Here is a 22091-nt window from a genome sequence, read left to right as displayed (position 1 = left end):
TTGTGTTCATAGGCGGGCATCGGATGGGCCTTAGCGCGGCGCTTCAAGTTCGTCTTCGATATGGGCGCGGATGATCTGGTCAAAGCTGTCCTCGGCGGTGAAGCCCAGGGCGCGGGCGCGGGCGGCCTCGAAACCGGGGGCCCAGCCTTCGCACATGCGGGTGATGGTGGCGTCGGGTTCGCGGCGGATCAGGGCGACGGCACTTTCCCCCGCGACACGGCGCAGGGCCTCGATCTGCTCACCCACTGTAGCACTCAGGCCCGGCATCGACAGGTTGCGGTGTGGTCCAAGTTTGCCCAAATCCATTGTCGCTGCATGCACCATGAACCCCACGGCAGAGCGCGGCGAGGTGTGCCAGTGCCGGATGCTGTCGGGCACCGGCAGGATGGCGGGCTTGCCCACCAACGGCTCGCGCAGGATGTTCGAGAAAAAGCCCGACGCCGCCTTGTTTGGCGTGCCGGGGCGAATGCAGATCGTGGGCAGGCGGATGCCGATGCCGTCGAAGAAACCGTGACGGGAATAGTCGGCCAGCAACAGCTCGCAGATCGCCTTTTGCGTACCATAACTGGTGAGCGGGGTGGTGTGAAACGCGTCCGGGATAGGATAGGGCAACGGCGCTCCCATCACCGCGATGGAGGAGGCAAAGACCACACGCGGATGATACCCGTCGGCTGCATGCGCGTGACGGATGGCGTCGAACAGATCGCGCGTGCTGTCCAGATTGATGCGGTAGCCCTTTTCGAAATCGGCCTCCGCCTCTCCTGAGACGATGGCGGCCAGATGAAAGATCACGTCCGGCCTGCCGTCGATCAGTTGTTGCGCGATGCCGGATGCCGACAGGTCTGCGCTGAAGGCATCGAGACGTCCGGGGAACCCGGCAGGCGCCTCTGGCACGACAACATCAACCAGTGTGAGCGCGGAAACCTCGTGCCCACCAAGACCGTCGCGCATAAGCCGGTCGACAACCTTGCGGCCCAGCATGCCAGAAGCGCCGGTGATCAGGATGTGCATGTACGTCCTCCGCGATACTGGGTGACAATCCACCCTCTTGAGTTCGTATGATTGTCTGATAACCTGAAAACTACAAGCGGAGAGAAAGCTCACCATGACTGGCGCACTCACCCAGATCAGCCGAACTGAACATCTGCCTGCCCGGATCGCAGCCCAATTTGCGCGGCAGATCCAGGAAGGTGACCTGAAACCGGGCGACAAGCTACCCACCGAAAACACAATGTCGAAGAATTTCGGCGTCAGTCGCACGGTGATCCGCGAAGCCATCGCCCAGTTGCGCAACGAAGGGATGATCGAGACACGCCAAGGTGTCGGTGCATTTGTGATTGACCGGCCAACCCGCCACATCCGTCTTGATGATCGCCGTCAGATGGACACACACGGCTTTCGCGACTTGTTCCAGCTGCGTGTGCCGTTGGAAATCGAAGCGGCGGGATTGGCCGCAACCTATCACAGGGCCGAGCATTTGCGGCAGTTGGATGAGGCCCTGCAACGTATGAGCGTCGCCGGCGGCGATGATGGCATCGTGGCAGATCTGGATTTTCATCGGATCATCGCCGCAGCGACGGGAAACGATTACTTCGTGCAGTTTCTGGGTGCGGTGTCGGATCGGATTCTGCAAACCATTGTCGAATCACGGGAGCGGACCCGTCTTGACGAGATCGTGGCCATCGTGAACCGCGAACACACCGAGTTGCGTGATGCCATCGCGGCACGCGATCCGGTTCGGGCGCGCGCCGCAATGCGCGCGCATATGGTCGGATCGGCCGAGCGCATTGCCTTGCGGCTGGAATTCTACCTCTGACTACCGTTGGCTGGTGTTTGAAAAGATTCGGTGGACAGGCCCGAGTTCTCTCAAGTAGAGTTTAGTCATCATGTTGTCTGACATCATCAGACCGTTCAGTGCTGGAGGCGCTGACGTAAGCGGGGGAGACTGAATTTGACTTCACGGCAAGCTTTGGCGGCTTTCGGGCTGTTGCCCGACGATGCTGCAAGCGCGACCCTTGTGGGCCGGGTCTGGTCTGATCAGCAAGCCGGGCCTTGCCCTGTTGTGCTGCGGGATGGGCATGTGTTCGACCTGACCAGCGTTTCGGCCACAATGTCGGGCCTGCTGGAACGCAGCGATCTGCATGCCGCACTCACCACCCTCGGCCTGCCGGATCTTGGGCCGCTTGACGGGTTTCTGAACGGGGATGCAGGCCATCTGCTGGCCCCGGTTGACCTTCAGGCGATCAAGGCTGCGGGTGTTACCTTTGCCGACAGCATGCTGGAACGGGTGATCGAAGAACAGGCGCGCGGTGATTCTGCCCGCGCGTCCGAGGTCCGTGCGCGGCTTGCGCCGGTGATCGGCGACAGCCTGCGCGGTGTTCAGGCAGGTTCAGAAAAATCGCGGCAGGTCAAAGCCCTGCTGCAGGAGATGGGCCTTTGGTCGCAATACCTTGAGGTTGGCATCGGCCCCGACGCCGAGATTTTCACCAAGGCGCAGCCGATGTCGTCAATGGGCTGCGGCGATCTGGTCGGCATCCATCCGATGTCGGAATGGAACAACCCGGAACCTGAGGTCGTGCTGGTGATCCGTTCGGATGGCACCATTCTGGGTGCCACGCTGGGCAATGACGTAAACCTGCGCGACGTGGAGGGGCGTTCGGCCCTGCTTCTGGGCAAGGCCAAGGATAACAACGCCTCCTGCGCCATCGGCCCGTTCATCCGGCTGTTTGACGCGGGCTTCACCCAAGCCGATCTGGATCAGAGCACGGTTTCGCTGCATGTCGAGGGCGAAGACGGCTTTGTGATGACCGGCGAAAGCCTGATGGGCGCGATCAGCCGCACCCCGACCGATCTGGCGGGTCAGCTGCTGAACCGCTCGCATCAATATCCTGACGGCGCGGTGCTGTTTCTGGGCACCATGTTTGCGCCGGTGAAGGATCGTCGTGGCGCAGGTCAGGGCTTTACCCATGAAATCGGCGACCGGGTCGAAATCGCCTCGCCCCGTCTTGGCCGACTGGTCAACTGGGTGGACCGGACCGACCGTTGCCCGGAATGGACCTTTGGCACCCGCGCGCTGATGCAGAACCTGATCGCACGCGGTCTGGGCGACAGGGTGTGACATGACAAGGGTGTCGCGGTTCTTCTTCCGGTTCCTGGACATCCTGCTTGCCCTGCTGCTGTCAGCCATGGCTCTGATGGTGTTTGTAAACGTCGTCATGCGCTACACGATGAATTCGGGACTGCCCCTGTCGGATGAGTTGTCACGCTTTGCCTTTGTCTGGCTGACCTTTATCGGCGCGGTCGTGGTTTACCACCATCGTCAGCACATGGGGATGGAAACCGTTGTCGCGCAGTTCGGGCGTCGCGGGCGGCTGGTGCTGATGGGTCTGTCAGACATGCTGATACTGGGCTGTGCTGTTGTGCTGACTCATGGCACCTGGAAACAGCTGCCGATCAACGCGTCGATGAGCGCGCCGGTCTCGGGCCTGTCGATGGCATGGGTCTATGGCATCGGGTTGTTCACAGGGGCAGGGATCATCCTGATCACGCTGGAGCGTCTGTACCGTCTGGCCACGGGTCGCATTACCGAGGCAGAGATCCGCGGATTTGGCGGCGAGATGGATGATCTGTACAACACCGCTGAAAGGCCGCCGGTCAAGGCCGGGGAGCGCGGAGAATGACCCTTTTGGTGTTCATCGTCTCGCTTCTGGCGTCGATGGCGGTTGGCGTGCCGGTGGCCTTTGCGCTGATCTTCTGCGGCGTGATGCTCATGACCTTCATGGGCATGTTCAACACCCAGATCATCGCGCAGAACATGCTGATCGGCGCAGATACCTTTACGCTGCTGGCCATTCCCTTCTTTATCCTTGCTGGCGAGCTGATGAATGCCGGCGGATTGTCCAAACGCATCATCGAATTTGCCATCACCTGTGTCGGCCATATCCGGGGCGGGCTTGGTCTGGTTGCGATTATTGCGGCGATCATCATGGCCTCCATTTCGGGATCAGCTGCGGCAGATACGGCGGCGCTCGCCGCGATTCTGATTCCGATGATGGCAAAGGCGGGCTACAACGTGCCGCGTTCGGCGGGGCTGATTGCGGCGGGCGGGGTTATCGCTCCGGTCATCCCGCCATCCATGGCCTTCATCATCTTTGGTGTTGCCGCCAACGTCTCGATCTCACAGCTTTTCATGGCGGGCATCGTGCCGGGGATGCTGATGGGTTTGTCCCTTGTCGTGACCTGGCTGATCGTGGCGCGGAACGACAATGTTGAAACATTGCCACGGACCGGATGGGCCGAACGGGGCCGCGCATCTGGCAGGGCAATCTGGGCGCTTGGTATGCCGGTGATCATTCTGGGCGGCATCAAGATGGGTGTGGTTACCCCGACCGAAGCTGCGGTGATCGCCGCTTTTTATGCGCTGTTCGTAGGCATGGTCATCTACCGCGAGCTCAAGATTTCAGACTTGCCCGGCGTGCTGATCGCGGCAGGTCGGACCACGGCGGCAATCATGTTTCTGGTCTGCGCCGCGCTGGTTTCGGCATGGCTGATCACGGCGGCTAACATCCCCAATGAAATCATCGGCTACATCGAGCCACTGATCGAGAGTCCACGCGTGTTGATGCTGGTCATCATGCTGCTGATCCTTGTGGTGGGCACCGCGCTGGATCTGACGCCGACAATTCTGATCCTGACGCCGGTGCTGATGCCGATCGTCGCCAAGGCCGGGATCGACCCGGTCTATTTCGGGGTGATGTTCATCATGAACTGCTGCATCGGCCTGCTGACACCGCCGGTTGGCGTGGTGCTGAACGTGGTCAGCGGCGTGGGCCGGGTGCCGCTTGGAAAGGTCATCCGGGGGGTATGGCCGTTCCTCATCGCCCAGATTCTGGTGATCCTGTTGCTGGTGGCATTCCCCAACATCGTGATCGTACCGGCAAGATGGTTTTACTGACGACACATTCCTGGGAGGGAAACTATGAAACACTCTGCACTGAAAACGGCACTGTTCCTGACAACCATCGTCGCGGCGGCCAGCCCGGCCTTTGCGCAGTTCACCGAGCGGTCATTCCGTGTCTCGAACGGCATCAATGAGGATCATCCGGTCGCCGTGGGCATGCAGGCCATGCAGGCCTGTCTGGACGAGAAAACCGGTGGCATGATGAAGATGCAGGGTTTCTGGGGCGGCGCTCTTGGCGGTGACCTGCAGGCCACGCAAGCGGTGCGCAGCGGGCTGCAAGAGGCGGTTGTCACCTCCTCCTCGCCGCTCGTCGGCATGGAATCCGCACTTGGCGTCTTTGACCTGCCCTTCCTGTTCCGCAGCCCGGAAGAGGCCTATGCCGTGATGGACGGGCCATTTGGCGAAAGCCTGAACGAAAAGCTGGATGCCATCGGGCTGGTCAATCTGGGCTATTGGGAAAACGGCTTCCGCAATATGTCCAACTCTCAACGGCCCATTGAGACCTGGGAAGATTTCGAGGGCATGAAGGTGCGGGTGATGCAGAACAACATCTTCCTCGACACGTTCTCGAACTTTGGCGCCAATGCCACGCCGATGTCGTTTGGCGAGGTGTTCTCGGCGCTGGAAACCAAGGCGATTGACGCACAGGAAAACCCCTATGTGACCATCGACACCTCAAAATTCTACGAGGTGCAGTCTTACATCAGCGAAACCCGGCATGCCTATACGCCGTTCCTGTTCCTGTTCTCGAAGGCGATCTTCAACACCTACTCGCCCGAAGAGCAGCAGGCGCTGCGCGATTGCACCATCGTCGGACGCGATGTCGAGCGCGCGGCGATTCAGGAGCTGAACCTGAAATCACTGGCCAAGATGGAAGAGGCTGGCTTGAAGTTCAACACCATCTCGCCCGAAGATCAGGCGGCGATGCTGGAGAAATCGCAGGTCGTTTATGAAAAGCACAAAGCGACCATCGGGGAAGATGTTGTGGATCAGGTTCAGCAGATCCTGACCGAACTGCGTGCCGCCCAGTAACCGCCGCAGCGAAAGCGTCTTTCACTGACCGGGCACCCGGAGGCCGATACCAGCCTTCGGGTGCCTGAATGACAACGGGGCCTTGGAATGAAATCGGGACTGACCGGCAACATGGCCGGCGCACTTTTGATGCTGCTGGGCATGGCGGCTTTTGCCGGGAATGATGCGATCGGCAAATGGCTGGTTGCCGATTATGGTGTGGCGCAAGTGATCCTGCTCCGCTCTCTGGCGGCCTTGCTGATCATGGCACCCCTTATCCTGCGCGGCGACCGCGTTGTTGCGCGTCTTCGCTCTGCGCCCCGGCCGGGCTTGCAGGCGCTGCGCGCTGTATGCGCAACGGCAGAGGTGTTCTGCTTTTACTTCGCCGTGTATTACATGCCCCTCGCCGATGTGATGGCGTTCTGGATGGCCGCGCCGATCTATGTTGTGGCAATCTCGCCTTTTCTGTTGGGTGAACGCGTCGGCAAACGCACGTGGATGGCCGTGGCCGTCGGCTTTGTCGGCGTGCTGATCCTGCTTGCCCCATCGCTACAACTGTCCGGTCCGGGCGCATTCTTTGCATTGTTGGGCACCGCTGCCTTTGCCGGGATCATGATCCTGGGCCGGTCACTGCGCGAAACGGCTGATCGTGATCTGGTCTTGTTCCAGCTGGCGGCGGCGGGGCTTGCCGGGCTCGTGTTCGCGCCGTTTGACTGGCAGCCCCTGCGTTCGGGTGGCGATCTGGCGCTGCTCTTTCTGCTGGGGGTGGTGGCGACGGCGGCTCATATGCTGGTGACCCGCGCGCTGAAGCTTGCCGATGCCTCTGTCGTCGCACCGCTGCAATATTCCTTGCTGGTCTGGGGCGCTGCTTTCGGCTTCCTGATCTTTGGTGATGTACCCGCGCCGGCCATGCTGATCGGCGCGGCGCTTATCGTTGCGTCAGGTCTGATCGTTCTGCGACGCTGAATGGCGTCGGAAAAGCGGGCGAGCTTTTGTATGGATGGAGAATCGCAAGGCATCGGCGGAAAGTTGCAAGCGTAAGAGATATGGCTAAACAACCAATTGGATTTGAACGATACTATATCAGATGCAGGCCGAGTCGCAGCTTTGGGCCATGGGTTCATACGAAGGGGGGCTTGGCCCTTCCCGCCGGGCCTGATGTAGCACAGGGCTTTTGACACGATACGGATACAAGATGCAAAGTCTTACTGGCCGCAATGTCATGATCGTCGAGGATGATTTTCTGATTGCCGCCGACTTGGCAGATCACTTTCGCGCAGCACGCGCGCATGTGCTTGGACCGTTTTCCACTGTTGCCGCTGCGCTTGACCATACAGCCAAGGCAGAAATGGCAGTGCTTGACCTGAATTTGCGGGGCCACAAGGTTTATCCTCTGGCAGATGAATTGATGGATGCCGCAGTTCCGTTTGTTTTTTATTCCGCGCAGGATCTTGCGGCGATTCCCCGACGTTTTGCCCATATCGCGCGGCTGCCCAAACCTCTTGTTGCGCAGGAAGCCGCCACGCAACTGAGCCGCAAGCTGCACGAAGCCAGCATAATCGCCCTGCTGCCACGGCTGCGCCTTTCGGCGCGGCTGATCCTGAAGGATTCTCTGGCCGCCGATCGGCTCGTCGAGGCCACGCTGACGCTGGCGCTTGTGGAAAACCGGGCTCTTGGTGAAACTCCGCAGCTGGCAGAGTGGTTGCATGTCCTGATGGACAAAGCACTGAAGACGCGTGGCCGTGAGCTGATGAACTGAGGAAATCACCGGCACGCAGGTCAGTACCATAGCTTGGCCTGTCTGATCGACCTCGGCATAACAGATACGCGCGAGGGGTCTTGTCCGAGGGAACGTTTGACCCTTGGAATGGATTACTCCTTACCGAAGGAATAGGAGTACCCGATGACCAGCCACCCAGAAAAACCAACTGAGACCACAGACCAGCCAGCTGACGATCAGGTGCCGGTTTTTGATCAGGCCCGCGATGACCTGCCTTGGCCGCAGGATGATACGCTCCCGGCTGACGAAGAGGGCAATATCCTGCCAGGAAATGACCCTTTGGACGAAGATCCGAACGACAACGGGCAAGACGAACAGTTCGACCCCGAGGATATACGCCGCAGGCGCGATCTGGGGGATGGGACCGCAAGCATATCCCCAACCCCGACCGGTAAACCCCCACAGAACTGACTGCAACCAGTACGCGCGCCTGTGATTTCATCCGCGCCGAAAGCCTCCCGCCGGAGGCTCCGACGAAAAGATCGGATGCCTGCGGCAGGGGGCTTTGGACGCAAATGACCCGCTCGGCAGCGGCTGGTCCTTGCTCTCGAATGTCGCCAGAGAAAACACGGTCGACCAAGGCCGGGCAGACGCGCGACCTATGCACCGGCGCAGAGAAAGGCGGTCGGAGGACGCGGGTTACGGGTCTGAACGTGGGAGCTTGTTTTGCATCGCATCTATAAGCCGTTGCAAATGCTCAGGCAAAGGGGCCGTCACATCGGTCTCAAACGCACGCCGCAGGCAGCGATCAAGCTGATCTGCGCATTCTGCCGTGGGGCTGATCTGCCGCGTTGGTTCACCTGCCACTGTGTGCTCCTGCTTCACTTTGTTATTGTTGAAGGTGGTCCGGTTGGTCCTGGTCCTGTTTCATGAGGTTAGTGCGGCCGCGTGCCCGTGTGCGCAGTGACGTTGAACGATTTTCTCAGCCATTCCATTGTTTGGCCTGTGTTGCGGGGGTCTGGCGGATGGCGCCACAGGCGGGGCATCGGCCCGGATCGTCGCGCAACAACCCACAGCTGCAGCAACAGTTTTGCCCATCTCCGGGAGGGACAGTTCCCAGTTCTGGCGGTGGAACGATGGGAAGACCCAATCCCGGCTGTTGTGCAGGAAAGGCCGACAGCTGGCCCGACGGTTCGATATAGGCGTGGCTGACTGAAGCAAGGTTCATTACACCTTTCATCCGCAGCATTTCCATCAATTCGAAGGCGCCGATCCTGTGAATGTTCAGACCATCATTCAGGATCTGGCCATTGTGCAGGACTTCATGGGGCTGACCGTCAATCACCGCTTTGACCTTGGTCCACCGGCGGATCACGACATCAACCAGTTTATCCAGGCAGACAATGCCAAACACCACCAACATGGCATGCACCAGTGGTACATCCGGGTAAAACAGCGAGTCGCCGACAGCCGATCCCAAGGCGATGACAAGCAGGAATTCGGTCAGCGACAGCTGTGCGATGCTGCGTCCGCCGATCCATCGCAACAGCGCGAGGGTCCAGAGCCATATCACCCCGATGCGAAAGACGATTTCCACGAGAAACAATGGCGGCGCATCCCCCAGAAACATGCGCATCCAGTCAAAGGCGACGACCGGCTGATCCATTCTTATCTCGATTTCTTGAAGGGGTGAGGGTGTCCCGGCGCATGCGAGGGGAAGATGTCACGCGCCGGGGTGAGCTCAGTCTGTATGCTCTGGCAGGTCTTTCAGCTGGTCTTTGGTCCATGGCGTCGTGCCATGCACCTTGCCATTTTCGTCGCGCATCAGATTTAGCTGATCTACGCTGACCAGCACCTGTTTGGAGCCGATCCCGAGAAACCCGCCGACATCCAGCACAACATGCATTGTTGGCCCTTGACCGTGAACATGTGAAACCGTTCCGACCTTTTCGTCATCCGCCCCGTAGATCGGGGCATTGGCAAGAAGAGCTTCGTTCAGTTCATGCGAGGGGATTGCAGTGTGTTTGCTGTGGTCCATGACGACCTCCTGTGTTGCTGGTGCGTTGCAATGCACCCGGTAAAGAAATGCCACCTGCGCGGCAGCGATCTCACCGTGACAACAGATCAGCCGCGGAATTGTTCCGCCCCGACCTGAACTGCATCGCGGTCGGCGGATTGGCCGGGAACATTGGCTACTTCCGGTGGTTTGGCCATCAGGATGAGTGACGGAAAGGAAACGCTATGAATGTCGAAATGTTGACGGCTGTGGTGGTTTTTGGCAGTCTTCTGGGGATCGCGCTCGTTGGCCTGACCCTGTCTAACCGGGAGGCCGAACGGCTGGCTGACCGCCTTCATCGGCGTGACCGGATGGCATCCGGGGAAAGTGTCAGGGCGGACAAGGACAAGTTTCCGCCGATCCCCAGCTAACCACAAAATCATTCGCTGCATCCGTCCAGCAAATCAGCCGGCCTGCGCTTTCGGTGGGCGCTACTGTGCCGTGCTCGCCCCATCCGGGTTCATCGTGGTCTGTGCCCGCACAGCGGCACGCACGATCTCGCGGATTTCCACTGCCATTGCCCCTTCGATGATTTCCGGGCCGTCAGGAACCGCGCCGGGATCTTCCTGATGATCCTGCATGACCGATACAGTATCCAACGCGTCACGCAGATCGCGTCCGCCATCCTGCCTCAGCAACTGGGCAAGGATCAGCGCCAGCACCTTGCGCTGGGCCAGAAGGCGGCCTTCGACCGCTTCGATGGACAGGCTTGTGGCGGCACCGGCCGTGCCGGGATCTGTGCGGTTATCTGATGTTTGCGGCATGATCGTCTCCATTTTGCGGGGCAGATGTATTTCAAACCAGACGCAATAAAGGTGGCCCCGCAGTGCGCGGGACCACCCTCTGCCGTCGAAAGCAAGGGAACAGAGAGCGGGATTGCTTTCGAAAGCTCAGGCAGCTTCGAGCGCAGCCTGATTGACAGAGCCATCAGCCAATCCGGTCAAGGCTTCGTCAGTCGCCGATTCCTCTTTCAGGGTGGCGTCCAGCAGCTTGGCTGCATCTTTCATGCCGAGAACCTCGGCCCAGCGTTTCAGAGTGCCATAGCGGGCGATCTCATAATGCTCGACAGCCTGCGCAGCAGCGACAAGGCCCGCATCAATGGCTGGCATGCCCTTGAAGGTCTCCAGAACCTCTTCGCCTTCTTCGATGATCCCCTCAATGGCGGGGCAGGTCTTGCCGACAGCCCGTTTGCCGAGGATTTCGAACACCTGCTGAAGACGCTCCACATGGGTCTGGGTTTCTTCGGCATGTTTTTCAAACGCAGCCTTCAGATCATCGGATTGCGCCCCTCGGGCCATCTTGGGCAGCGCCTTCAGGATCTTGCGTTCTGCGTAGTAGATGTCTTTCAGATTTTCGAGAAAGAGATCGTTCAGGGTCTTGGTTTTCATCGCTCACTCCATCGGTTTCGTCTGCTTGAATTGCTGCCTTGCAACTCCTGTTGATCAACCGAGGGAGGGTGCGTTTGTTCCCGTGACCCCACCTGATATCAGAGCCGGAAAACAGAACGACCCGCCGGCAGAACCGGCGGATCGTTGGCGTTACAGGCGGGCCCGTTCAGCCTGCAAGCGTTGGCTCGCGGGCCCAGAACCGCAGAGAGGCGCAGTTTTCCAGAAAGGGGGCGATGTCTTGTGGCATCTTGATCTGGAAGTATCCGTCATCAAGCATGGCACTCAGCCCTGACGCCTCCACCAACGCATCTGCCTGATGCAAGGCGATGAATTTACAATGCGCATGGGCGTCGCGCAAAAAGTCCTGCGCGTCCGGGTTGGCAGCGACGGGCTTATCCGTCTTGCCGAACAAGATCGCGACCGCATCATACAACACCGAGGGGCCGCCGCCGATTTTTTCCTGTGCCGGATGCAGTGTGCCGGCGCTGTCGGTGATGCCGCCGATGCTGGGGGCTACCAGCTTGACCTGCACGCCTGCCTTTTCCGCTGCCTCACGCAATGCGGCCAGAATGTCAGCATCCGCCCCGTCAGACACCAGCAAGCCGATCACACGGCCGGAAAAATCCTCCGGGCCGTTCAACAGGATGCTGAGCGCAGGGGAGGCTGGCAAATCCTGCCGGGTCGGCCGCGCGGCGGGGACGGGTTCGGGCATCTGCGCCAGGCCCAGACCGGTTGAGACCGCCGTTGCCAGCTCGGTGTCGATCCGCAGCAGATGCGCGACGATGCGGGCGCGGATGTCTGCAACCTCGCATTTTGACAGCTCAAAGATCAGCGCATCGCGGATGTGGCCTTTTTCCACCTGGGTCTGGCTGATGTAGAACTGCCGGGCCTGACTGTAGTGATCGGCGAAACTCTCCGGGCGCAGGCGGCGTTTTTCGCCCGCTGTCTTGTCGACAAAGCTGACATAGCCTTCCAGCGGATGCGCGCGCGGCCCCACGCCCCAGCCGTTCGGTTCATAGTTCACGCGGCCCTTGCGGTTCGCGGTCTGCATGTGCCCGTCCTGTTGAAAGTTGTGAACCGGACAGCCACGCGGCGCATTGACCGGCAGTTTGGTAAAGTTGGGGCTGCCCAGACGTTTCAACTGGGTGTCGAGGTACGAAAAGTTGCGGCCCTGAAGCAGCGGGTCATCGGTAAAGTCGATGCCCGGCACCACATTCTGGGTGCAGAACGCGACCTGTTCGGTTTCGGCAAAGAAATTGTCCACCACCCGGTCCAGCGTCAGCGTGCCGATGATCTCGACCGGCACCTGCTCTTCGGGGATCAGCTTGGTCGGGTCCAGCACATCAAAGTCGAAACTGTCGGCAAAGGCCTGATCGAACATCTGCACGCCAAGATCCCATTCGGGGAAATCGCCACGCTCGATCGCTTCCCACAGATCGCGGCGATGCCGGTCGGGATCGGCCCCGTTGGTTTTTACTGCCTCATTCCACGTCACGGATTGCAGCCCCTGACGCGGCTTCCAGTGGAATTTCACAAAGGTCGACTCGCCCTTCGCATTCACAAAACGGAAGGTGTGAACGCCAAACCCTTCCATGGTACGGAAAGATCGCGGAATGGTGCGGTCAGACATCTGCCACATGATCATGTGCATGGATTCAGGGGTCAGCGAGATGAAATCCCAGAAATTGTCATGGGCCGATTGCGCCTGCGGAAAGCCCCGGTCGGGCGCGGCTTTGACGGCATGAACAAGATCGGGAAACTTCATCGCATCCTGAATGAAGAAAACCGGAATGTTGTTGCCGACCAGATCCCAGTTGCCTTCGTCGGTGTAGAACTTGACGGCAAAACCCCGGACATCACGGGCCAGATCAAAAGAGCCTTTCGACCCCGCCACAGTTGAAAACCGGACAAAGGTTTCGGTGATTTTGCCTTCGGTCTGAAACGGGGCGGCACGGGTGATTTCGGGGATGGCGCGGGTGCACTCAAAGATGCCATGTGCACCAAACCCACGCGCATGAACCACCCGTTCCGGAATACGTTCGTGATCGAAGTGAAAGATCTTTTCGCGCAGCACGAAATCTTCCAGCAGGGTCGGTCCAGGTGCGCCCGCGCGCAGCGAATTCTGGTTGTCGGAAATGGTGACACCCTGCGCTGTCGTAAGGCGTGGGCTGTCTTCAGCTGCATGTTGATGGATTTCGCCGCCGGCCCCGTAGTCAGAGACCAAGGGTTCGATGGTACCCGGCGGTGTGGCGGGCGCAGTCGGATGCTCTTTTGACATGGAGATTGCCTTTCTGAATGGGACGTCGCGCCAGACCGCGTGGGTTTGTCCGGGGCGATCAGCGTGCATTCCGGGCCAGTTCTGAAACCCGGCGATGGGGTGGATGCGATGCGGTATGCGGTCAGACGGCTGGGACGACCGCCTGACCTTGGGCCTCAGACCTTTGGCTTGTCTTTGGGCTTTTCCCCATGAAGCACCGGTTCGACCTGATCTTTGGCCTCATCAACGGCGGCCTGAGCCACATTGCTGAGTTTTGATGCCAAAGTCTCCCCGTCAGAGGGAAGCAGCCCTTCATCGCGGGCGGCATCTACTGCGGCGTCATAGGTATGCTGCGCCGCATCAACCGCCCGGTGCTTCAAAGCTACAGACGCCGCCTTTGCTTCATCCCGCAACTGATCGCCTTGCGAGCCGATCCATTCATCTTCGGTCCGGGTGCGGGGCAGGGCCGCGCCAACCACCGCCCCCATAAGAACCGCCAGACCACCGATCAGCAGCGGATGATCTTCCAGCCGGGTGGCCACGCTTTGCTGCATCTGTCCTGCGGTGTCACGGGCCTGTGCCATGCCGGTCTGCAAGCGATCTTCGACCGAGGACGTCAGATCGGCGGCCCGCTCGGTCGCGTGGCTGACAGTTTCTTTAACCCGTTCGATACCATCATTTGCCGCAGCCATAGCATGCGACATGGCACCGGGTTCTGACGTGTCGTGCCGGGTGGTGTTCGTGCTGCGGGATGGCCCTGCACTGCGGGCATCGCCGCCAAAAGCAAGCCATGCAACGCCCAGTCCGATCATACCAAAGGCAAGCGGGTTCGATTGCACCTGCTGGCCCATGGTTCTGACAGTGGCGGCGGCATCATTCACCCCAAAGAACCGACCGGCCTCGCCAATGATCTGGTCAAGGGACATGCGGTCTTTCAGCTCATCCAACGTGCTTTCCACATTGGCACGCTGCGTTTGGGCGTCCTGTTCCAGTTTGTCTGCGGTATTCATCACAATTGCTCCTTTGCAAGCTGTACGTCGCGGCGCACCTGCTCCATTGTCCGTTCAGCGCTGACACTGGCGGAGCGGAGTTCCGCGCGCCCGCGCAAGATCAGGGCGATGCCGATCACGACCAACAGGCCGCCGACCAGCAGTGAGGCCCAACCACCGCCCATCCATGTCGCAAGCGCAATCACCAGCGCTTGCACCAGAACCAGCAGCGCCACCATCATCAGAACACCCCCTACGGCGATGATCTCGAGTCCGGCACCAACGCTCCGGCCTGCTTCGATCATTTCTGCGCGCAGCAGACGGCCTTCGGTCAGAACCAGCCCATTCAGGTTGCGGAACAGATCAGCGAGCAGTTCGGGGATTGTCCGGTTTCCCGGCGGCATAGGGTCTTCAATTGCCATCAACCCCTCCTCTGCTCGCATATGCCTGACGCGGGTCGGGCGCGGTGCCGGAGGACTGGCGCATGCCAGAGTGGGTGGCGGGTTGCGACGTGGCCGGGGACCGGGTGCTATCGCTGCTGGTGGACTTTGAGCCGTCGCCGCTGGCCACCATGAGTCGGCCAATGGCGAGACCCGACAGCACACAGCCCGCGACAAAGAATGCCGGATTACGGCGGCTGTAATCGGTCAGAATGTGGCGGATATCATCAACCGAATGGGTTTCCAGCGTGGCGCGGGCACTTTCCATGACATGGACCGCCTGACTCATCAGCGGCGACGGAGCCTCTGCCCTTTTCGAAGCATCGCGGACCGCATCTTCCAGCGCCTTTACCTCTTTGCCCAGGGATTCCCGGCGTTTGTCCAGTTCGTCGACGATCAGGTGCGACATCGTTGCCCCTGTTTTGCGCCTCTCGTCCTGAAGTCGCTCGCCGGCTTCGCCGACACGTTTGCGAAGATCGTCCACCTCGCGGCGCGCCGCTTCGGCAATGCCGCTGTGAAACGCGGCATCATCCGTTTCCGGTGCTGGGGTGCCTGTCTGCTTGGTCGTTTGCATAGCATTTTCCTCTCTGAAGGCGATCGCAGGGCCCTCGAAAGGCTCCTGTGTTTGCCGCTTTGTGTTGGGTGAAACCGCCAGAGGCGGGATTTGTTCGCGCCGGATACAAACATCGGTCTGGCCCTGCACTTTATTATGTATCGCAGGTCACCCCTGATGATCGGCGGAGCAGCGGAACAAAGCCGGGCGCATCTGGTTCATCCTTCAAAATGGAAATGGAGGACGGCATGACGAAATCTCTGCCAGAGAATGAAGCGCTACGGCGTAAGGGGCCGGTGCTGGATCAGCGGCAACAGCAGATTGATCCGGCGGGACAGCATAGGGTTGATCAGGACGAGGTCAGCGCCAAACGCTCGCAAAAGCAGCCGGGTCAGTCGCTGACCGATCCGCAAGAGGAGCCTGACGATGCCAAATGAACCCGGACCTGCCAAGGAAAAGCGGCCAGAGCCGCCAAAGCGCAAGAATGCGCAAGACGATCACGAAGGTTCGGCGCACCGGCCTGAGGAGTTTCAGCGCGGTGACCCTACTCCGGCGAAAGATCCGTCAAGGCCTGCGTAGTTCCGCTGGTCAGAACGGACGGCTGAGATAGGGTGATTCTGCTTGGCCAAAGCGCCAATCAAGTTCGGTTGCGCGTGAAATGCCGATGCGCGGGCCTTGCACGATGTCGGGGGTGTGATCTGCCCCAGACAGGAAAAAATCCGTGCGGTCAAAGGGTCGAAAATTGTCGCCCGGGGTTATTCCCAAAGCCTGAGACAACCGGCCAGGTCCGGCGCAAAGCTGTCGCAAAGGCATCTGACTGCGGCGCTGCGTCATGATGTCTTGACCCGTCAAAGGTTCCAGAGCACGCAACAACACGGCTTCGCCTGCGGCACAGACGACATTCAGGCACAGGTGCAACCCGTATGACCGATAGACATAGGCGCATCCCGCCGGGCCGAACATGGCAGCATTGCGCCGGGTCGGACCGCGAAAGCTGTGCGAAGCCGCGTCATCCTGCCGGTACGCCTCGGTCTCGACAATCCGCCCGCTGACACCCCGGACGTAAATTGCAGCCCCCACAAGATCACGCGCCACAGTAACTGCATCGCGCCGAAAGAATCCCTTGGGAAGCGGCGCAACAAAGGGCACGTTACCCGTCATGATGCTGATCCGATGTTCTGCTTTCAGAGCGCGTCGGCACCCAGCGCCTCTTTCACCAGTTGGCGCGCCCGGATGACCCTGCTTTTCACAGTTCCTACGGCACAATTGCATAAACTGGCCGTCTCTTCACAGGACGCGCCGAGCACGACGACCAGAATAAGCACCTCGCGGTAATGCTGTGGCAAGCGGTTGTGTGACTCAGGAAACGTATTCGTGCTGGCGAAGTTCCATCGCTGCTCTATATAAATCAGCGTTGTGAGAATTCAGGTAAAACGATGTCGGTTAAGAACCACGATACGGATCCCTCTGCAGAAGATCTTGTTGATCTGGCGTCGGAACTTTTGAAGGGCATCGCCGCAGAGCCCGTGCCACACCATCTTGTCGTGTTGGCGCAACAGCTGCAGGCAGCGCTGGAACACCATGCCGGCAAGGGTCATAAACACGCAGACATGCCAGAGCAGTCTGACCCCGATCAATCTTGTACATGACATCACCGGCTTGGCTATTGCACGCACTCATTGGTTCGCAAATCCTCTTTTCTGACGTTGGCAACAGGCTCAGGTAGGCATCGCTGATGTTTCTGAGACCGTCATCAAATGCAGATAGGTCTCCGGGATGGCCGTTTTGACCGGGCACTCCCGCATCCACAGCCGTTATCAAAACAGCTCCGCCTGTCGGTGCTAGGTCTGCCGCACATCCGGTCAGGAGGTTCGTGCCAGTTGTTTCAGCCAATCATGAACTTCGGGCACGGTTTCCAACACATGCCGGGCCGCTGTCGGCTTTGCCGGGCCAACGCGCACAGAGACGCCGCCGTTTTGATTGGTCCATTCAAAACCGATCTCATCGGATGTGTCGTCGCCCAGAAAGACCGGCACACGGTCGCGGAACGGCGGGCGGTTCATGAACCATGCAATCGCAGCGCTTTTCGTCGCCCCTTCGGGCAGAAACTCCACTCCCGCGTGGCCCTCGACAAGTCGGTAGCCATCGGGCAGCAGCGGCAGGGTTTCCCGGCACTGGGCGATGACCGCAGGCAACGCCTCGGGCGCTGCGCGGGTGTGAATGGCAAGAACCGGGCCTTTGTGCTCGAAATAGACGCCATCTGCTGCCGCAAATTTCTCTTCAAGGGCGGTGAACGCCGGGGCGACGAGGGCGGCGGCCTCGTGCCCGGTTTCGCGCTCTTCGCCCAGCATCAGCTCGATCCCGAATGTCCCGGCTGCCGCCAGGCCGATCTCTCCAAAGAGCCGTTCGACCATTGCCAGATTCCGGCCTGTCACAAAGGCGACTGCGCCATCAAGCTTTTGGTTCAGGTCACCCAGAATATGCGCCAGTTCCGGCGCTACGCGAACTGCATCAGGATGGCTGGCGTGTTCAACAAGTGTCCCGTCAATGTCGAGAAACAGAGCGGTTTCGGACAGCTCAGGAACCGGGGGTTTCTGCATCGTTTTTCCTTGTCGTCTTGCGGAGTGAAATTTCGGACGGGCTGCGCAGCGGCGCACGGGCCAGACGGTCTTGCGTCTGCGCGCCGCGTCGCAGCAATTGGTTGCGGGCGCGCACATGGGCCGCGTCTTCCAGCAGCCGCCCGGCCCATCGGTAGATATTCTTGCTGCGCACGGTTTCGCGCATCCGCCGCATGCGTTCGGTTTGTTCCGTCCGGGGCATTTTAAGCGCGGCCCGGAGCGTGGCTGTCAGCTTCGACAGATCGAACGGGTTGACCGCCAGCGCCTCGGGCAGTTCCTGGATCGCGCCAGCAAAACGGGACAGGATCAAAACCCCCTGTTCATCTTCCCGCTCGGCCACGAATTCCTTGGCGACCAGATTCATGCCATCGTGCAGGCTGGGAACAACGCAGACATCCGCCTCGCGGTACAGCCTGCTCAGCTCATCGCGGTCGGCGTGACGGTCGGCAAAAAGCAACGGTTTGTAATCTTCGGTGCCAAAGCGGTCATTGATCGCCTGACTGATCCGCAGACAGTCTTTGTGAAGTGTGCGATACGATGTCACCTCACCCCGACTGGGCGCTGCGACATAGTAAAGATGGACCCGACCGCAATGCTCTGGATGCTGGGTCAGAAGATCTTCGAAAGCCTGAAGAAATTCGGGAATGCCTTTTGTATAGTCCAGCCGCCCGACCGCCAGGATCAGCTTTGCTCCCGGCTTAATGCCCAAGGCTTCGCGCGCGGTGGGAGAGGATATGGCCGTCCGAAGCGGCTGGTCCGGCCATGCGATGGAAATCGGATAGGTGCGGACCTGTGAAGTCTTGCCGCCATAGCGCACCGACCAGTTTTCGTGATTGATCCGGCTTTCCAGCGTGCGGTCGATGCATTCGACAAAATTGATGCGGAACAACGGCACCTGAAACCCGATGATGTCAGACCCCAGCATCCCGTCAAGGATTTCCGTGGCATGGGGACAGATGCCAAAGACCTCTGCATTGGGCCAGGGGATATGCCAGAAGGTCACGATGGTGGCGTTCGGCAGGCGTTCGCGGATCATGCGGGGCAGCAGGGAAAAATGGTAGTCTTGCACGATGACGATCGGGGCCTCGGTGCGGGCCTCCTCAATCACAGCATCGGCAAAACGGGCATTGACGGTCTTGTAATGGTTCCAGTCATCCTCGCGGAAGATGGGCCTGACGAAAGCGTTATGGCACAGCGGCCAGAGGCCCTCATTCGCAAAGCCCAGGTAATAGCCCTTTTCCTCTTCGGGGCTGAGCCAGACCCGGCGTAATGCATAGCTGGGATTGTCGGGCGGCACCTGAATCCGGTCCTGATCATCCACGGTTTCCCGGTCTGCCGATCCGCTGCCATGGGCAATCCAGGTGCCGCCACAGCCACGGGCAATCGGCTCCAGCGCCGAGACAAGCCCACCGGCGGGGATCGCACAGCGGATACCATCCGGTCCGGCAGAGTGGATATAGGGTTCGCGGTTTGAAACGATAATCACATCCGATCCGGCCAGTTCCTGCCCGATCAGGGTCCGCAGTCGCGCCAGATCCCAGTCATTCGGATTATGGGCAATGGTTGACTCTGCCCCTGCAGCATCGGGCCGGTTCAACCGGTCAGAGATGGCCGTTTTCGCATCTGCAAGAGCTCTGCTTACGGCAGAGGTCAGCTTGCCCGGATCAAGAAAGGTGCGCAACCGGTTCAGCCTGCTTCGGTGAGGATCAATCAAGACCGACTGAAGGGGATCAAGGTCAGAGTTGTTGTCCTGCACGTTCATCTTGTCCTGCATTGTTGTCGCGCGTCAAAACCACGCTTGAAAGGGACCGGGCGCACACGGAATGAAGGGAAACCAGCATCGATGAAACAAAACGCCCTGCGTTGATAACGCTGGCCACGCCAGATGGTTCCGCTTTGGCGGCATGTTCAGTCAATGTGATAAACAAGTGCCGGAACAGATGCACCGCCCGAACGGGTGACAGTGCAGGTCACCTGATCGTATTTCCGCTGGAATTCGACACTGACCTTTGTTCCGCCCACATCAAGGTTCCTGACGCTGAGCTGGTCGATCCCGGCAGGCAAGCGTGGGTTGATCACCCGCACATCTCGCGCATAGGCATCAATATCCAGCCCCAGCGTTGTTTTCAGCAACAGAAAGGCAGAGGCCGCGGCCCACGCCTGTGGCACACAGGCGACAGGATAGGCCACCGGCCCTTCACCCGGCACGCGTGCAAAGCCGCAGAACAGTTCAGGCACGCTTTTGCCGAAATGAAACGATGCCTCGAACAGCCGGGCAAGGGCGCGTGGGGCACTTTCGGGTTCGGAATAATGGTCGATCCCGGCGCTGCAGATCGCCGTGTCATGGGGCCAGACCGAGCCGTTATGATAGGAAAGCGGGTTGAAACGGGACTCGCCGATCGCGACTGTACGCAGACCCCAGCCCGACAGAAAGTCAGGTTTCAGCAAGGCACGCGCAACCGCCTGCCCGCGGTCCGGCGACGGAAGGCCAGAGTAAAGCAAGTGGCCGGCATTGGTTGTCCGCACAGCACATTGCCGGGATGCACCGTCGAGCGCCAGAGCGTAGAACTCGGCTTCCGGCATCCAGAACAGATCTTCGACGGCCTGTTGCAACTGCCGGGCACTGACCTGCAAGGTTTCGCTATAAGCGTTATCCCCGCGCCGGAATGCCATGTCTGCCATGCCGGTCAATGCACGATAGGTATAGCCCTGCACCTCGACCAGACTGACCGGACCCTCTGCCAGTGTCCCGTCGGCATGGAAGACGGCATCGGCGCTGTCTTTCCAGCCCTGATTGCGCAGGCCGGTTCCACGCCCGCGGGCATAGGAAACCAGACCGTTTGCATCGCGTGCGCGCGTGGTCTCGATCCAGGAAATCGCACGTTTGAGTGAGGGCCAAAGCGTGTCTACGAAAGCATCATCGCCGGTTCGGCGGGCGTATTCTGCGGCCAGATGCACGAACAGCGGCGTTGTATCCACGGCGCCATAATAGCGCCCGAAAGGGACTTCGCGCAGATGGGCCATTTCGCCGCCGCGGATCTCATGCAGGATCTTGCCCGGCGCAGCATCAGAGAATTCGTCGTATTCCGTCGCCTGTGTCTCGGCGAGAAAGCGCAGCACCCCTCGTGCGAGGTCAGGATCGAGCCAGAGCGTGGCGAGGGCGGTGATGATCCCATCCCTGCCAAAGGCGGTGGAAAACCACGGTATACCAGCAAAGGGGTACGGGCCGGTGTCGAGGTCAGACGAGAGCAGGGCGATATCGGCGCGGGTCCGACTTAGCCAATCGTTGAACAAGGGGCCAGAGGTCTGGATAGATGCGCCGCTCTGACGCTTGGTCTTCATTGCACGATGGGCGGCGGCGCGGTTGATCCGGTGTCTTGTCCGCCCCGGATCTGTCCGTCCGGCACCCGCCTCCAGGTACAACAACCGCCGCGCGCCACGCGGCACATGCATCACAAGACGGATTTCGTCGCCTTCCGGAGTCGCTGTGATGGGTTGCGACAGGCTCAGTGTCAGTGCCCTGCTGGCACCATCCAGACCCTCATAGCCAAAGCCGATATGGGTGCGACCGGTTTCAATCGGCAACACCTGGCCCCGCGCTGCACGTTTCATACCCCGCACTTCGAAGATATCGCGGAAATCGGCGGCAATCTGAAAGCTCAACGGCAAATCCACCGGCCCGAGGCTGTAATTCGTGACCGCAATCCGCTCGAACATCCGGCCATCGCGCAAAAACCGAGTTCGGTTCACATGCAGATTGCCTTGAGCCAGCGTATCGCCATGGTCGAGCTCAACACTGGCATTGGTCAGGTTGGCCTCGAAATACACATGGTCGCCAGACAATGCCGCCCCCAGAAGCACTGGCCGACGCCCGCCGATGCGCAGCACAAAGTGCGACAAAAGCCGGGTGTCATTGCAGAAGTACCCATCGGCAAACCCCTTGATATCGCCGTGATCATTTGCCAGCAGGAAACAGGTTTCGTCTTTCAGCGAGAACTGGCTGATGCCGGGGTTCAGGGCGTCATTCTGGTCATCGGCGATCATTGTCAGCGGATCGACCATATGTTCGTCAAATGTGGTTTGTTGGGCATCCATCGGC

Annotated in this window: 25 protein-coding genes; 10 read left to right on the top strand and 15 right to left on the bottom strand. The window is 59.8% G+C overall.

What is annotated here, in order from left to right; all coding sequences use genetic code 11:
- Positions 1-30 precede the first annotated feature (30 nt).
- Complete coding sequence (gene denD, locus D1012_RS09785; RefSeq protein ID WP_118151597.1) at positions 31-1011, bottom strand: D-erythronate dehydrogenase; 981 nt, start codon at positions 1009-1011, stop codon at positions 31-33.
- 94 nt (positions 1012-1105) lie between these two features.
- On the opposite strand from denD, the gene D1012_RS09780 reads away from it, so the two are divergent.
- The 8 genes from D1012_RS09780 to D1012_RS09745 all read left to right on the top strand — a co-directional run bounded on the left by D1012_RS09780 (position 1106) and on the right by D1012_RS09745 (position 8162).
- The gene (locus D1012_RS09780; RefSeq protein WP_118151595.1) at positions 1106-1816 is read left to right on the top strand and encodes a FadR/GntR family transcriptional regulator; all 711 of its coding nucleotides are present in this window, start codon (positions 1106-1108) and stop codon (positions 1814-1816) included.
- A 135-nt stretch (positions 1817-1951) separates the two neighbouring features.
- Positions 1952-3118, top strand: a complete 1167-nt coding sequence (locus tag D1012_RS09775; RefSeq protein ID WP_118151593.1) for a fumarylacetoacetate hydrolase family protein — start codon at positions 1952-1954, stop codon at positions 3116-3118.
- A 1-nt stretch (position 3119) separates the two neighbouring features.
- Positions 3120-3680, top strand: a complete 561-nt coding sequence (locus D1012_RS09770) for a TRAP transporter small permease (RefSeq protein ID WP_118151591.1) — start codon at positions 3120-3122, stop codon at positions 3678-3680.
- Positions 3677-4954: a TRAP transporter large permease gene (locus D1012_RS09765; RefSeq protein WP_118151589.1), complete on the top strand. Its 1278-nt coding sequence runs from the start codon at positions 3677-3679 to the stop codon at positions 4952-4954. Before D1012_RS09770 ends, D1012_RS09765 begins: the two co-directional genes overlap by 4 nt.
- A 24-nt stretch (positions 4955-4978) precedes the next feature.
- Positions 4979-5992, top strand: coding sequence for a TRAP transporter substrate-binding protein (locus tag D1012_RS09760; protein WP_118151587.1), 1014 nt, complete (start codon positions 4979-4981; stop codon positions 5990-5992).
- Positions 5993-6079: 87 nt separating this feature from the next.
- Positions 6080-6937, top strand: coding sequence for a DMT family transporter (locus D1012_RS09755; RefSeq protein WP_233517077.1), 858 nt, complete (start codon positions 6080-6082; stop codon positions 6935-6937).
- Between the two features lie 229 nt (positions 6938-7166).
- A complete protein-coding gene (locus tag D1012_RS09750) occupies positions 7167-7730 on the top strand; it encodes a response regulator (protein WP_118151585.1) in 564 nt (187 codons plus the stop codon).
- A 144-nt stretch (positions 7731-7874) separates the two neighbouring features.
- The gene (locus D1012_RS09745) at positions 7875-8162 is read left to right on the top strand and encodes a hypothetical protein (protein WP_118151583.1); all 288 of its coding nucleotides are present in this window, start codon (positions 7875-7877) and stop codon (positions 8160-8162) included.
- Positions 8163-8673: 511 nt separating this feature from the next.
- On the opposite strand, the gene D1012_RS09740 is transcribed toward D1012_RS09745, so the two are convergent.
- From D1012_RS09740 to D1012_RS09700, 9 genes are all read right to left on the bottom strand, one after another.
- A complete protein-coding gene (locus D1012_RS09740; RefSeq protein WP_118151581.1) occupies positions 8674-9357 on the bottom strand; it encodes a DUF421 domain-containing protein in 684 nt (227 codons plus the stop codon).
- Positions 9358-9432: 75 nt separating this feature from the next.
- Positions 9433-9729: a PRC-barrel domain-containing protein gene (locus tag D1012_RS09735; protein ID WP_118151579.1), complete on the bottom strand. Its 297-nt coding sequence runs from the start codon at positions 9727-9729 to the stop codon at positions 9433-9435.
- A gap of 86 nt (positions 9730-9815) precedes the next feature.
- Positions 9816-10130 carry a hypothetical protein gene (locus D1012_RS22410; protein WP_158569297.1) on the bottom strand — a complete coding sequence of 105 codons (315 nt, stop codon included), beginning with the start codon at positions 10128-10130 and terminating at the stop codon, positions 9816-9818.
- A 48-nt stretch (positions 10131-10178) separates the two neighbouring features.
- On the bottom strand, positions 10179-10511 hold the full coding sequence (locus D1012_RS09725; protein ID WP_233517076.1) for a hypothetical protein: 333 nt from the start codon (positions 10509-10511) through the stop codon (positions 10179-10181).
- Positions 10512-10637: 126 nt separating this feature from the next.
- The gene (locus D1012_RS09720) at positions 10638-11135 is read right to left on the bottom strand and encodes a YciE/YciF ferroxidase family protein (protein WP_118151575.1); all 498 of its coding nucleotides are present in this window, start codon (positions 11133-11135) and stop codon (positions 10638-10640) included.
- A gap of 166 nt (positions 11136-11301) precedes the next feature.
- Positions 11302-13413 (bottom strand): catalase, encoded by a 2112-nt coding sequence (locus tag D1012_RS09715; protein WP_118151573.1) that lies wholly within the window; start codon positions 13411-13413, stop codon positions 11302-11304.
- A gap of 155 nt (positions 13414-13568) precedes the next feature.
- Positions 13569-14402 (bottom strand): hypothetical protein, encoded by an 834-nt coding sequence (locus tag D1012_RS09710; protein ID WP_118151571.1) that lies wholly within the window; start codon positions 14400-14402, stop codon positions 13569-13571.
- A complete protein-coding gene (locus D1012_RS09705) occupies positions 14402-14803 on the bottom strand; it encodes a phage holin family protein (protein WP_118151569.1) in 402 nt (133 codons plus the stop codon). The genes D1012_RS09710 and D1012_RS09705 overlap by 1 nt, the downstream gene beginning before the upstream one ends.
- Positions 14793-15395, bottom strand: a complete 603-nt coding sequence (locus D1012_RS09700; protein ID WP_118151567.1) for a hypothetical protein — start codon at positions 15393-15395, stop codon at positions 14793-14795. Before D1012_RS09700 ends, D1012_RS09705 begins: the two co-directional genes overlap by 11 nt.
- A 227-nt stretch (positions 15396-15622) precedes the next feature.
- Between D1012_RS09700 and D1012_RS09695 the strand changes: the two genes are divergently transcribed.
- Positions 15623-15811 carry a hypothetical protein gene (locus tag D1012_RS09695; protein ID WP_233517075.1) on the top strand — a complete coding sequence of 63 codons (189 nt, stop codon included), beginning with the start codon at positions 15623-15625 and terminating at the stop codon, positions 15809-15811.
- Between the two features lie 151 nt (positions 15812-15962).
- On the opposite strand, the gene D1012_RS09690 is transcribed toward D1012_RS09695, so the two are convergent.
- A complete protein-coding gene (locus D1012_RS09690; protein ID WP_118151565.1) occupies positions 15963-16535 on the bottom strand; it encodes a DNA-3-methyladenine glycosylase in 573 nt (190 codons plus the stop codon).
- A gap of 23 nt (positions 16536-16558) precedes the next feature.
- Positions 16559-16720, bottom strand: coding sequence for a sigma factor-like helix-turn-helix DNA-binding protein (locus D1012_RS22935; protein WP_267897825.1), 162 nt, complete (start codon positions 16718-16720; stop codon positions 16559-16561).
- A 90-nt stretch (positions 16721-16810) separates the two neighbouring features.
- Between D1012_RS22935 and D1012_RS22405 the strand changes: the two genes are divergently transcribed.
- A complete protein-coding gene (locus tag D1012_RS22405) occupies positions 16811-17023 on the top strand; it encodes a hypothetical protein (RefSeq protein WP_147335656.1) in 213 nt (70 codons plus the stop codon).
- A gap of 213 nt (positions 17024-17236) precedes the next feature.
- Here the strand turns inward: D1012_RS22405 and otsB are convergent, their stop codons facing one another.
- The 3 genes from otsB to D1012_RS09665 form a co-directional block, all read right to left on the bottom strand.
- Positions 17237-17974, bottom strand: coding sequence for a trehalose-phosphatase (gene otsB, locus D1012_RS09675; RefSeq protein ID WP_118151559.1), 738 nt, complete (start codon positions 17972-17974; stop codon positions 17237-17239).
- Positions 17952-19754: an alpha,alpha-trehalose-phosphate synthase (UDP-forming) gene (locus D1012_RS09670; protein WP_158569295.1), complete on the bottom strand. Its 1803-nt coding sequence runs from the start codon at positions 19752-19754 to the stop codon at positions 17952-17954. The genes otsB and D1012_RS09670 overlap by 23 nt, the downstream gene beginning before the upstream one ends.
- Before the next feature lie 146 nt (positions 19755-19900).
- Positions 19901-22087: an amylo-alpha-1,6-glucosidase gene (locus D1012_RS09665; RefSeq protein ID WP_158569293.1), complete on the bottom strand. Its 2187-nt coding sequence runs from the start codon at positions 22085-22087 to the stop codon at positions 19901-19903.
- Between the last annotated feature and the right edge of the window lie 4 nt (positions 22088-22091).

The organism is Pseudotabrizicola alkalilacus (assembly GCF_003443995.1).
Taxonomy (GTDB): domain Bacteria; phylum Pseudomonadota; class Alphaproteobacteria; order Rhodobacterales; family Rhodobacteraceae; genus Pseudotabrizicola; species Pseudotabrizicola alkalilacus.
Note: the sequence above shows the minus strand (reverse complement) of the source record. Positions and strands in the feature narration are given on the sequence as shown.

Bases quoted from the DNA above. Each gene is read 5' to 3' on its own strand.
- denD (WP_118151597.1), bottom strand. From the start codon at position 1,011: ATGCACATCCTGATCACCGGCGCTTCTGGCATGCTGGGCCGCAAGGTT.
- D1012_RS09780 (WP_118151595.1), top strand. From the start codon at position 1,106: ATGACTGGCGCACTCACCCAGATCAGCCGAACTGAACATCTGCCTGCC.
- D1012_RS09770 (WP_118151591.1), top strand. From the start codon at position 3,120: ATGACAAGGGTGTCGCGGTTCTTCTTCCGGTTCCTGGACATCCTGCTT.
- D1012_RS09765 (WP_118151589.1), top strand. From the start codon at position 3,677: ATGACCCTTTTGGTGTTCATCGTCTCGCTTCTGGCGTCGATGGCGGTT.
- D1012_RS09760 (WP_118151587.1), top strand. From the start codon at position 4,979: ATGAAACACTCTGCACTGAAAACGGCACTGTTCCTGACAACCATCGTC.
- D1012_RS09755 (WP_233517077.1), top strand. From the start codon at position 6,080: ATGAAATCGGGACTGACCGGCAACATGGCCGGCGCACTTTTGATGCTG.
- D1012_RS09750 (WP_118151585.1), top strand. From the start codon at position 7,167: ATGCAAAGTCTTACTGGCCGCAATGTCATGATCGTCGAGGATGATTTT.
- D1012_RS09745 (WP_118151583.1), top strand. From the start codon at position 7,875: ATGACCAGCCACCCAGAAAAACCAACTGAGACCACAGACCAGCCAGCT.
- D1012_RS09740 (WP_118151581.1), bottom strand. From the start codon at position 9,357: ATGGATCAGCCGGTCGTCGCCTTTGACTGGATGCGCATGTTTCTGGGG.
- D1012_RS09735 (WP_118151579.1), bottom strand. From the start codon at position 9,729: ATGGACCACAGCAAACACACTGCAATCCCCTCGCATGAACTGAACGAA.
- D1012_RS22410 (WP_158569297.1), bottom strand. From the start codon at position 10,130: ATGATTTTGTGGTTAGCTGGGGATCGGCGGAAACTTGTCCTTGTCCGC.
- D1012_RS09725 (WP_233517076.1), bottom strand. From the start codon at position 10,511: ATGCCGCAAACATCAGATAACCGCACAGATCCCGGCACGGCCGGTGCC.
- D1012_RS09720 (WP_118151575.1), bottom strand. From the start codon at position 11,135: ATGAAAACCAAGACCCTGAACGATCTCTTTCTCGAAAATCTGAAAGAC.
- D1012_RS09715 (WP_118151573.1), bottom strand. From the start codon at position 13,413: ATGTCAAAAGAGCATCCGACTGCGCCCGCCACACCGCCGGGTACCATC.
- D1012_RS09710 (WP_118151571.1), bottom strand. From the start codon at position 14,402: ATGAATACCGCAGACAAACTGGAACAGGACGCCCAAACGCAGCGTGCC.
- D1012_RS09705 (WP_118151569.1), bottom strand. From the start codon at position 14,803: ATGGCAATTGAAGACCCTATGCCGCCGGGAAACCGGACAATCCCCGAA.
- D1012_RS09700 (WP_118151567.1), bottom strand. From the start codon at position 15,395: ATGCAAACGACCAAGCAGACAGGCACCCCAGCACCGGAAACGGATGAT.
- D1012_RS09695 (WP_233517075.1), top strand. From the start codon at position 15,623: ATGACGAAATCTCTGCCAGAGAATGAAGCGCTACGGCGTAAGGGGCCG.
- D1012_RS09690 (WP_118151565.1), bottom strand. From the start codon at position 16,535: ATGACGGGTAACGTGCCCTTTGTTGCGCCGCTTCCCAAGGGATTCTTT.
- D1012_RS22405 (WP_147335656.1), top strand. From the start codon at position 16,811: ATGTCGGTTAAGAACCACGATACGGATCCCTCTGCAGAAGATCTTGTT.
- otsB (WP_118151559.1), bottom strand. From the start codon at position 17,974: ATGCAGAAACCCCCGGTTCCTGAGCTGTCCGAAACCGCTCTGTTTCTC.
- D1012_RS09670 (WP_158569295.1), bottom strand. From the start codon at position 19,754: ATGAACGTGCAGGACAACAACTCTGACCTTGATCCCCTTCAGTCGGTC.
- D1012_RS09665 (WP_158569293.1), bottom strand. From the start codon at position 22,087: ATGGATGCCCAACAAACCACATTTGACGAACATATGGTCGATCCGCTG.